We start from the raw sequence: 7,004 nt of genomic DNA on the forward strand, positions 1-7,004 counted from the left end.
ATCTGCCGGCACTTGCCGTTGTAGCAGTAGCCGCCGGCCTTGCAGGTGTCGGACTCGCCCGCGTTCATGGCGCGCATGCAGTCCTCGCCGAGCCCCGCCGTGCCGTCGGCGACACAGCCGACGTGGGACGCACCCGTCGCCGGGTCGTCGACGATGAGCGAGCACTTCTCGCCCGCCTGGCAGCCGGTCTGGCTCACCGGGTTGCACACGGGGGTGTTGCCGGCGTCCGGAGTGCCGCCGCCCCCCGCGTCCGGAAACGTAATGACGTCGTCGTCGTCGTCGCCGCCGCCGCCGCCGCCGCAGCCCCACACGCCCAAGGCGGCCACCAGGGCGGCCATCTTTGCCAGACAAGCTACTTTGTTCATGCTCGAGCTCCTTCTCTGCCTGTTACGGGAAAACCGATTTCGCGGTGAATACCGCGGGCCCCCCGGCGGCGTCAACTAACAGATCGACACCATCGCGCGACGCCCGCGAGCCGCCCATGACGGACATCACGCCCGCGCGCCGAGAGCGGGCAATTCCCCGCAACCGCTGCGATCGACGCCGCTAACTTTCGCTTGCAACGCCGCGCGTCACAGCTCGAGCACGCCCGGTTCGAGCGTTCCCCGCGGTGCGGATTCGCCCGACGTGAGCACGAGCGCCGCGCCGATGCCGACGAGCACCGCGCCGCCGGCGACGACGTACCAGCGCCGGTACCACGGGGTGCGCCGCGGGGGTTCACCGGGGTCGACGGTGAGCGACAGCGGCGTCTCCGGGCCGCCGACGCGACCGATCGCGCCGCCGGCGAGGTCGCGCGCCTCGATGTAATAGTCGATGCGGTAGCCGAGCGGCGACGGCGGCAGCGGAATGCGCGCGCGCCACAGGTCCCCCTTGATCCGGCGAGCGGCGACGTCGTCGTAGTCCAGCTCTCCGCGCCGCCGCCACATCACCACCATCTCCTTGACGCGCCCGCCGCCGCGCGCGACCCGCACTTCGATCTCCAGCGGGCGCGCGGCGGTGGCGCTGCGCGGCGCGGCGTGCGACAGCTCGGCGGCCGCGCGCGGGTCGAACCCCGGCACGTAGGCGCGCTTGACCGCGTCGAAGAACGCGCGAATCTTCGGCGAGCCGGTGTCGTCGCGCAGTTGGTAACCCGGATCGATGGCGAGCAAGTCCTCGAACGCCTCTCTCGCGCGCTGGCGGTCGCCGAGAATGAGATAGGCGAGGCCGATGAGTTCGAGCGCGCGCAGCCGCTGGTCGCGCGTCGCAGCCGGGTCGTGCGGTACCGGCGCGACCATGCGGATCGCCTTGCGGTACTCGAGTTCGTCGAACAACGCCTTACCGCGATCCAGGCGCGCCTCGATGCGCGCGCGTTCGTCCGCACGCGCCGGCACGCCGGCGACCGCGACCGCCGCACACACCGCGCACGCGGTCGCGCGAATCACCGCGCGATCCACACGACCCTCCCGCCGCCGGCGACGACCGCGTCCCTGCGACCGTCGTCGTCGATGTCGGCCAGCGCCACGTCGGCCGCGTCGCCGGCCGGCATCGCCTCCTCGGACATCGCGCCGGTGTCGGCGCCGACCCAGCCGATTGCGCCGGCCACGTCGAGGCCGACGATCGCGTCGTCGAGACAGTCGCCGTCCCAATCGCCGGCGGCGACCGCGACCGCGTCAGCCGGCTGCGACGGCAGCACGACGTACGACCGGTCCTCGAGCCGGCCATCGCCGCGATTGACGAACGCGCGCACCGGACCGCCGGCGACCGCGACGAGCACGTCGGCGACGCCGTCCGCGTTGACGTCCGCGATCGCGACGTCCCGCGCGCGCAACGCGACCTCGGGCAGCGCCGCGGGAGCGAGCGCGAACGCGCCGGTGCCGGGGGCATCGTTGAACAACACGCGCGGGAACGCGCCGACGGCGTCGCCCTGGCCGACGACCAGATCGACGTGGCCGTCGCCGTCGAGGTCCGCCACCGCGAGCGCGGTGACGTCCGTGAGCCCGGCGAGTGGCGGTTCGCCGGTGAACTCGCCCGTGCCGTCGTTGCGATAGACGGCCAGCGCCGCGCCTCCGCCGATGACGGCGTCGATGTCGCCGTCGCCGTCGACGTCGGCGGCGACCGCGGCCGTTCCCGTCGCCGCGACCGCGCCCGGCACCTCGTCGAACCCGCCGTCCGACCGCCGCCGGAGCAATCGGCTGCCGTCCGCCGCCACGGCGAGCAGGTCGTCGTCGCAGTCGCCGTCGGCGTCGAACGCGACGACGGCCGCCGGCGCGGCGCCCGCCGGCAGCATCCCGGCGCCGGCAAGGCCGCCGTCGGCCCGCCACAGCGCCGCGCCGTCGCCGAGCGCTGCGACGCGGCTGCCGCCCCGGCCGAACGACACGGCGATGCGCGCGCCGGCCGGGGCGTCCGCGTTCGCGACGACCGCCGGCGCGCCGGCGGCGTGCGGCCGGCACGCGTCGAGCCGCAGATCGACCACGTCCACGCCGCCGGAGAACTCGAACGCGCGCACGCTGCGGGCGAGTTCGAGGCCCCGGCGGTACCCGCGCACCGCGGCGACACCGCCCTCGGCCGCCGCCGCCTCGACCGTGAGCGTGAGCGCGTCCAGGTCGGCGACCTCCGCTACCCGGTAGCGCGCGGCGAACTCGGCGCCCGCGGGGTCGCGGTCGTAGACGGCCAGGCAAAACGCGTCGACGCCGCCCGGCTCGAGCAGGTCGCCGGCGATTTCGATCACGACCGCGTTGTCGCCGCACGCGGCGGCGCTAGCGGCGGCGGCGGCGACGGCCAGACAACAGCGCACCGGCGACGATGATCGCACACCACGGCTGCGGCGCGCCACCGCCGGCGGCCGCGCACCCGCCCGACACGCGCCCGGCGTCGCCGTCGACCGGGTCGCCGCCGGGCACGTCCACGGGCCGGCCGGAGCCGTCGCCGCTGGGATCGGGGTCGGGATCCGGGTCGGGGTCCGGATCGCCGCCGGCCGGGTGCACCGTGATCGTCATCGACACGACGGGCCCGAACCAGGTCACGCCCTCCTGCACCAGTTGAAAGTCCTCGGTGAACGTCGTCGTCTCGTCGACCTGCGGCGCGCGAATCATGAATGTGAACCGCCCGACCGATCCCGGTGCGTAGTTGGAGTGGTCGGCGCCGGTGGGCCGGTTCGGCGCCAGCCAATTGCCCTCGACGTAGAACGCGCTGTCGCGATCCATGGGATTGGCGGTGCCGAGCCGCGTCTCGTTGAGCCCCCAGGTGACGTTGGACTCGTTGGCGAACTCGAACCACACGACCGCCTCCTCGCCCGCCACCATCTCGGCGGGCGTGTCCTGGCCGACGTAGGACGCGCCGTAACTCGGCCGGCCGCCGCTGCGCACCAGGTCCATGTAGTGATCCCAGTCCCAGCCGCTGCCCGGATCGGTGTGATCGGAACAATCCGGCGCCTCGCCGTGCCCCATGATGTGCGCGCGATCCACCGGGATGCCGTACTGCGAAGCCAGCCACGCGGTGAGCTTGGCCGACTCGGAATACATCGCCTCGGTGTACCAGGTGTCGGGATCTTCGACGAAGCCTTCGTGTTCGATGCCGATCGTCTCGGAGTTAAAGCAGCCGTCGTGCCACGCGATGTCGGAGTCGTCGACCATCTGCGTGATCTCGCCGTCCGACGACCGCACGACGTAGTGAGCCGACACGTTGGACGACGGGTTCTTGAACCAGCTGATCGCGCCAGCGTACGACCCCTGCGTCGTGTGGATGATGACGTAGTTGATCTGCGCGGCGCCGCGCGAAGCGGCGGTGTAGTTCGACGAGTGGGCCGGATTCCAGATCGCCCCGGGATAGCCGAGCGCGAACGTCTCCGACCCGAAGCCGTCGCGGCCGGCGCGCGCCTCGCGGCGCGCGCTGCACACCACGAGCCGGCCGGCCGCGTCGCGCCCGCGCCAGCCGCGCGCGAGGTGGTCCATGACGTCGCGCGCGAGCGCATCGCCGCCGTAGGCCGCGACGGCGTCGCGCCAGCTGCCGACGTCGCGCTCGTCGGCGCCGGGCCCCGCGTACGAGGCGAGTAGCGCGGCGGCGGCCAGCACGTTGGCGGCCGCGTCCGCGCGCGCGACCGCCGCGTCGATGCCGGCCAGTCGGGCGGCGCGCGCGATGTCGCGCGATCCTCCCTCGTGCAGCGCCATCATCCCGATGGCCGGCGGCGCGCCCGCGTGTCCGGCGTGTACGTGAGTGCCCGCGAACCGCAGCCGCGTTTCGTTGTAGGCGATCGTCGCGAGCAGCTCCGCGGGTACGCCGGTCGCCGCGGCGGCCTCCTCGAATGCGGAGATCAGATCGGAGTCGCCCCCGAGCGCGGACGCGCGCGGCGCCACCGCGCCAGCCGGCGGGCCGGCGCACGCGGCCAGCGCCGCCAACAGGACCCACCGCCGCCGCCGGCAGGCGAGCGCGAGCGCCGCCGCGATCCACAGCGCGCCGCCGAGGCCGCCCTCGCCGCCGGCGGCGGCGCACCCGCCGGTCACGCCGCCCGCGCCCGCGCCGCCGGGTCCGGCCGGATCGCCGCCGTCGTTCGCGCCGGCGCCGCCGCCCGGCTGCGCGCCCGGCCCCCCACCGTCGCCGCCATCGCCGTCGCCGTCCCCGCCGGCCGGATGCACCGTGATCGTCCACGTGACCGCGTCGTCGGCGGGGCCGAACCACTGGCCGTCGGCCGTCACGAGCCCGAACGTCTCGGTGAACACCGTCGTCTCCGCGACGTCGGGCGCGCGCATCACCCACGTGAACCGCCCGACCGTCCCGGGCGTGTAGTTGGAGTGGTCGGCCCCGGTCGGCCGCGACGGCGACACCCAGTTGCCGGCGACGAAGAACGCGCTGTCGCGGTCGCGCGGCGACGTCGTGCCGACGAACACCGTGTCCGGCGTCCACGTCGTGTCGCCCGTGTTGACGTACTCGAGCCACACGACCACCTCCTTGCCGGCGGTCATGTCCACCGCGTAAGACGCATCCTGAAGCTGCGCGTCGTACACGGGATCGACCCCGGTGAGCTCCGACCCGGGGTAGTAGTGCGTGACGATCCAGTCGAACGTCTTGCCAGCGAGCGCCCACCGCTGGGTCCCCCACTGGCACGTGCCGCGGCCGTGCCCGAACACCTCGCGCCCGGTGCACAGCGGCTCGTCGACTCCGTACGCGGTCGGGTCGGAGTTTTCCGCCGAGTACTCGGCGAACACGAGGTCGCCGTCCTTGACCACGTAGATCCCCACCGTCGCGTCCACCGCCGCGTCCGTCTGCGGAAAGAACTCATCCTTGTAGACCTGCGACGCGGTCGTATCGTCGAGATCCGCGCAGTCGTACTTGCCGCCCGCGTTGACCCACCACGCCGCGTAGGTGCGAATCGCCACCGCGCCGGCCTTGAGCGCCTCGGGCTCCCACGACCGGATCCACTCGTGCGGCAACACGCCCTTGACGTACTGCTCGAACGGGATGACGTCGACGCGGCCCGAGCACGACGTCGACGACCCGTCGAGACCGCGGCGCCACACGCGGATGGTCGCCGGCGGCGAAAACGCGTACAGCACTCCCGACGGCCGCACGTCGGCGAGGGTGAGAACCCCGCGGCCGTCCGCTTCGACCCGGTCGAGGATCGCGGCGGCCTCGGGCCGCAGATCACCGGAACGGTCGGCATCTTGCACCGCACCGGTCACGATGCGCAGCGGCATGTCGGCCGAGGCCGGCACGGCCCAGCTCGTGACGACCGCCCCGAGGGCCCAAACGGCAGCGCGATTCCCCGTCATGCCGCATGCGCAAAGCACGTCGGGTGCCAGGCTCGATCGCCGTGCAAGTCGTCGAAATACCTATCGCGGCACTGCACACAGGCGTCCGCGACCGGGGACATTCCCCTCGCGAGCCGCAACCGGTCGGTTGCACCCGCGTTTGCTACGATGGCGGCCGTGGCGGAGCCCGGCGGCATCCCGTTTGGCAACTACCGGCTGCTCAAGCGGCTCGCCCGGGGCGGCATGGCGGAGGTGTTCCTCGCCCGCCAGGGCGGCCTCGAGGGGTTCCACCGGGTCGTCGCGGTCAAGCGCATCCTGCCGCATCTGGCGGCGACGCCGGAGTTCGTGCGCATGTTCACGGACGAGGCGCGGCTCGCGGCGCGGCTGGCGCACCCAAACATCGTCCACATCTACGACTTCGGCAAGGTCGGCGAGCACTACTTCATCGCGATGGAGTTCGTCGACGGCGTGCACGCGGGGCAGCTCATCAAGCACGGGCGCAGCGAGCCGCTGCCGGTCGAGCTGGTCGCGCGCATCGGCGCCGACGCGTGCGCCGGGCTGCGCTACGCCCACGCGCTCACCGACGAACGCGGGCGCAAGCTGCGGCTGGTCCACCGCGACGTGTCGCCGCCGAACCTGATGGTGTCGTTCGACGGCGTGGTCAAACTGGTCGACTTCGGCATCGCGAAGGCCGTCACCAGCGTCGAACACACGCGGCCCGGCGTGATCAAGGGGAAGTTCGCGTACATGTCGCCGGAGCAATGTACCGGCAAGCCACTTACGGGCGCGTCCGACGTGTTCTCGCTGGCGCTCGTGCTGTGGGAGCTGCTGGCCGGCCGCGTCGCGATCTCGCGCGACGACCCGGTGGCCGGAATGGAGCGCATCCGCGACGGCCGGCTCGAGCGGATCGAGGCCGTTCGTCCCGACGTGCCGGCGCCGGTCGCCGCGGCGCTCGCGCGCGCGCTCGCGGTCGACCCGAAGCGGCGGGCCACCGCCGCCGAGTTGGGGCGCGCGCTCGAGGCGTACCTGAAGGCGGCGCCGCGCGTGGTGACGTCCGCCGAGCTCGGCGCGTGGGTGCGCGAGCGGTTCCCGCGGCTGCTGACGACGGGCGCGATGGCGGCGCTGGCGACGCACGCGGGCGGCGCGACGGAGCACGCCACCGTCGGCACGCTGGCGGCGCTGGCGACGCACGCGGGCGGCGCGACGGAGCACGCCACCGTCGGCACGCTGCCGGCGCCGCCGACCGCGCTGCACGACGCCGCGCCGCCGACCGCGCTGCAC

At 73.7% G+C, this 7,004-nt stretch carries 5 protein-coding genes; 1 reads left to right on the forward strand and 4 read right to left on the reverse strand.

Going from position 1 to position 7,004, the window contains the following annotated elements:
- From D6689_01215 to D6689_01230, 4 genes are all read right to left on the reverse strand, one after another.
- Positions 1-338: hypothetical protein (locus D6689_01215; GenBank protein ID RMH44916.1), on the reverse strand; the 338-nt coding region annotated here is incomplete at its 3' end.
- Positions 339-572: 234 nt separating this feature from the next.
- Positions 573-1,433, reverse strand: a complete 861-nt coding sequence (locus D6689_01220) for a hypothetical protein (GenBank protein RMH44917.1) — start codon at positions 1,431-1,433, stop codon at positions 573-575.
- Positions 1,418-2,773: a VCBS repeat-containing protein gene (locus D6689_01225; protein RMH44918.1), complete on the reverse strand. Its 1,356-nt coding sequence runs from the start codon at positions 2,771-2,773 to the stop codon at positions 1,418-1,420. The genes D6689_01220 and D6689_01225 overlap by 16 nt, the downstream gene beginning before the upstream one ends.
- Positions 2,736-5,744: a hypothetical protein gene (locus D6689_01230; GenBank protein RMH44919.1), complete on the reverse strand. Its 3,009-nt coding sequence runs from the start codon at positions 5,742-5,744 to the stop codon at positions 2,736-2,738. The genes D6689_01225 and D6689_01230 overlap by 38 nt, the downstream gene beginning before the upstream one ends.
- A 156-nt stretch (positions 5,745-5,900) precedes the next feature.
- Between D6689_01230 and D6689_01235 the strand changes: the two genes are divergently transcribed.
- The coding region (locus tag D6689_01235; protein RMH44920.1) for a serine/threonine protein kinase at positions 5,901-7,004 on the forward strand (1,104 nt) is incomplete at its 3' end.

The organism is Deltaproteobacteria bacterium (assembly GCA_003696105.1).
Lineage (GTDB): Bacteria > Myxococcota_A > Polyangia > Haliangiales > J016 > J016.